This window comes from Rhizobacter sp. (assembly GCF_035702065.1).
GTDB lineage: Bacteria > Pseudomonadota > Gammaproteobacteria > Burkholderiales > Burkholderiaceae_C > Rhizobacter.
In genome coordinates, this window is sequence record NZ_DASSRA010000109.1 from 1 (window position 1) to 3,655 (window position 3,655).

Annotated in this window: 4 protein-coding genes; all 4 read left to right on the forward strand. The window is 64.4% G+C overall.

From position 1 onward, the window contains the following. The coding region (locus VFL64_RS04840; RefSeq protein WP_489539252.1) for a TOBE domain-containing protein at window positions 1-334 on the forward strand (334 nt) is incomplete at its 5' end. A gap of 11 nt (window positions 335-345) precedes the next feature. Further along, a complete protein-coding gene (locus VFL64_RS04845; protein ID WP_489539255.1) occupies window positions 346-1,167 on the forward strand; it encodes an inositol monophosphatase family protein in 822 nt (273 codons plus the stop codon). An 80-nt stretch (window positions 1,168-1,247) separates the two neighbouring features. Continuing rightward, window positions 1,248-2,858 (forward strand): histidine phosphatase family protein, encoded by a 1,611-nt coding sequence (locus VFL64_RS04850; protein ID WP_489539253.1) that lies wholly within the window; start codon window positions 1,248-1,250, stop codon window positions 2,856-2,858. 80 nt (window positions 2,859-2,938) lie between these two features. After that, window positions 2,939-3,655, forward strand: a 717-nt coding sequence (locus tag VFL64_RS04855; RefSeq protein ID WP_489539254.1) for an alkaline phosphatase family protein, incomplete at its 3' end; no start/stop codon positions are given.

A 3,655-nucleotide genomic window follows, 5' to 3' on the forward strand; every position in this document is an offset into this window, starting at 1 on the left:
TGAGGTGCGTGGCGCGCCGGTCGACGGGCTGGTGGATTGCCACATCGGTGGCACCGTGGTGCGCCTGCCGAATCGGCGCGGCTATCGCGGCGGCGTCAAGGTCGCAGTGCGCCCCGATGCCATGCTGCTGAGCCCTGCTGCGGCCAACGACGCGCTCGTGGGTCAGGTGTTGACGGCGGCATTCCTGGGGACCGAGATGCAGTACTCGCTGGCGTCGCCCCTTGGCGAGTTGTTCGTGCGGCAAGCAGAGGTGCGCAAGCCGCTGCCGGTTGGCGGTTCGGTGGCGATCCGCTTTGCCGACCACGGTGTCTCCATCGTCGGGGGCCAGGCATGACGTCCTTGTCGATGAGCGCGCGGCATGAGTTGGTGCAGGCAGTGGCCCGGCGGGTCGGTCGCAGGGCGCTGGAGATGTTCCAGCAGCGAGAGCGGTTGGTGATCGAGTCGAAGGGCCTGCAAGACATGGTGAGCGCGGCCGACCGCGAGATCGAGCAGCTGATCAGGGCCCAAGTCCATGCGAGCTTCCCGGACGACGGCTTCGTGGGCGAAGAAGGCGGTGTTGAGCGCGCCGAGGCCCGCTACCTGTGGGTGATCGACCCCATCGACGGTACCGCCTGCTTCGTCAACGGCATGTTCGCCTGGTGCTTGTCGATCGGCGTGTTGTGCGACGGCCGGCCCGTCATCGGCGCTGTGTACGACCCCAATAGCGATGAGCTCTTTCATGCCGCCGAAGGTCAGGGCGCCTACGTCAATACCTCGCGCCTGCAGGTAAGTGCGGCGGCTTCGCTGAGGGAAGGCATCCTGGGTGTGGGCTTCTCGCACCGCGTCCCGGTGGAGGCCTTCGTTCCTTTCCTCGCACGAACCTTGGCCAGCGGCGGCATGTTCATCCGCAACGGCTCTGGCGCTTTGATGCTGGCCTACGTGGCCGCGGGCCGGTTGATCGGCTACTACGAGCCGCACATCAACGCTTGGGATTGCCTGGCCGGGATCGTGCTGGTGCGCGAGGCTGGCGGCATGGTGAACAACTTTCTCGAGTCCGACGGGCTCACGCGTGGCAATCCCATCATCGCATCCGGTGCGTTGCTGTACGCGCAACTCGTCGCGACCATCGATCGCCAGTACGGCGGCACCTGGAGCGATGAGTCAGTTGCCATACCTCCTTCTTTTTGATCTTGGATTGCACACGAGTGCAAACGCCTGAACGACGCCGCGGGCATCTCTGACAACACGGCGCGATTGGAGACATCAGCATGAAACTTGAAACTCGAGAGTCCCATCTGGCCCGCTGGGCCTTGTGCGGTCTTGTCATGGCCCTCGCCGCCTGCGGTGGTGACAGTGACGACCCAGTGCCCCCAGCGCCAACGCGCACCGAGTACTACCAAACCAAGACGCCGTACAGCCCCCAGCAGGCCGCTTCGACCTATGAGGCGCCGCCCGCCGGCTACAGCGTGGTCTACACCGAGCTGATGGCGCGCCATGGCTCACGGGGGCTGTCGAGCATGAAGTACGACCTGGCCGTGCTCAACATGTGGGACCAAGCCAAGGCCGACAACGCCTTGACGCCGCTCGGTGCCAAGCTCGGCCCCGACGTGCTGAAGATCATGAAGGCCAACTTCCTGCTCGGCGACAGGGTCGACGGCATCAGCCGCCCTGGTTACGGCAATGAGACCCAGGTCGGCATCGAAGAGCACACCGCCCTGGCCAAGCGCATGCTGAGCCGCAATGCGGCGCTCTTTGCACAGGTGGGCGCGCAGGCCGCCAGTCAGCCGCGGCAGATCGTGGTGGTCACCTCCGGCGTGGACCGCGCCGTCGACAGCGGGTACTTCTTCGTCAAATCACTCAAGGCCGCGCAGTCCAACCTCACGAGCCTCGTCACTTATCCCTCCGCGCCCGCCACGTATCCCGAGGGTGCGCCGGTGGCCCAGCCCGATGGCACCAACCGCTTCCAGCTGTACTTCCACAAGCTGGTGCCAGCCACCGATCTCGTGACCACGCCCACCGATCCGCTCTACACCACCTACCAGGACAGCCAGGCATTCCAGGCCTGGACCAATGACGCCGAACTGGCGGCCAAGCAGGCGGCCGTGCTGGCCGAGCCGGCCGCCAAGGCAGCTGGTCGAACGCTGCTGGAGCGTCTCTTCACCAAGGCCTTCGTCGACAAGATCGACGCCGGCACCTACAAGTTCGCCAACACCGGCACGCGTTCCTTCGCAAGCGACGATGGTCGCTTCACCAACACGCAGGTCGGTGACGGCAAGACAAAGATCAGTAGCCTCGCCGAGGCGGCCTCCATCCTCTACGAGCTGTATGTGATCGCACCGGCGATGCTCAGCGAGGCGGGGGTCGATTTCACGCCCTACATGCCCTCGGAGCAAGCCAAGTACCTCGCGTACACCAACGATGCGTCGGACTTCTACAAGATGGGCCCGAGCATCACGGAGAAGGGAAGCGTCACCTGGAAGATGGCGCAATCGCTGGAAGACGACTTCTTCAACGAGGTCGACGCCATCGCCAAGGGCGACCTGGGCCACGCTGCCAAGCTGCGCTTCGCGCACGCAGAGATCGTGGTGCCGTTCGCGTCCAAGCTGGGCTTGAAGAATGTGGCGGTGCAGGTACCGCGCGCCCAGTCGTACAGCTACGACACCAACCCGTGGCGCGGAGAGATCGTCTCTCCGATGGCTGCCAACGTTCAGTGGGACGTGGTGCGCAACGCCACCGGCAAGGTGCTCGTGAAGATGCTCTACAACGAAAAAGAGACCGATTTCAAGGCGGCCTGTGATGGCGCGCGCTTCGCCGCGAACAGCCACTACTACGACTACACGCTGCTCAAGGCCTGCTACGGGCACACGGCCGCGCCATGAACGTGCGTGGCCCTTTTCACCGAATGAAGCACTTCGTTCGCCCAAAAATGCACACGAGTGCAACTTCAATGGAGATGTACATGAAGATGAGATTCCGGCACAGCGCGCTGGCCCTGCTCTCGGCAGCCTTCGTCGTGGCGTGCAGCAGCCCGCCCCAATCGACAGACCTCACAACGAAGCGCGACCCGCGGCTCGACAAGATCGACCAGATCGTCGTGGTCTACCTCGAGAACCGCAGCTTCGACCACCTGTTCGGCATGTACCCCGGCGCCAACGGCATTGCCAACGCCGTGGCGCAAGGGCAGGGCGTGGTGCAGACCGATGCGAGTGGCAAGCCCTACGCCGTGCTGCCGGCGCCGCTGGCAGACAAGAGCGGAAAGGCTGACGCACGCTTCAGCGATCCGATCCCGAACGGCCCCTTCCGGCTCGAGCCCAAGGTGGGCCTGAAGGACACGATGTTCAGCCCGATCCACGCGTACTACGCCAACCAGCGCCAGATCAACGGCGGCAAGAACGACCGGTTTGTGGCGGCAGGCAACAGCGGCGGTCTGCTGATGGGCTACTACGACGGCAGCTCGCTCGGCCTTTGGAAGCTGGCACAGCGCTACACGCTGGCCGACAACTTCTTCCAGTCGGCTTTCGGGGGGTCCTTCCTCAACCACATGTGGCTGGTGTGTGCCTGCACGCCGGTGTTCCCGAACGCGCCCAAGGACATCAAGGCCGTGGATGAGCAGGGGAGGGTGCCCGATTCTCACGAAGAGGCCTATGTGACCACGGACGGCTATGCCGTCAACACC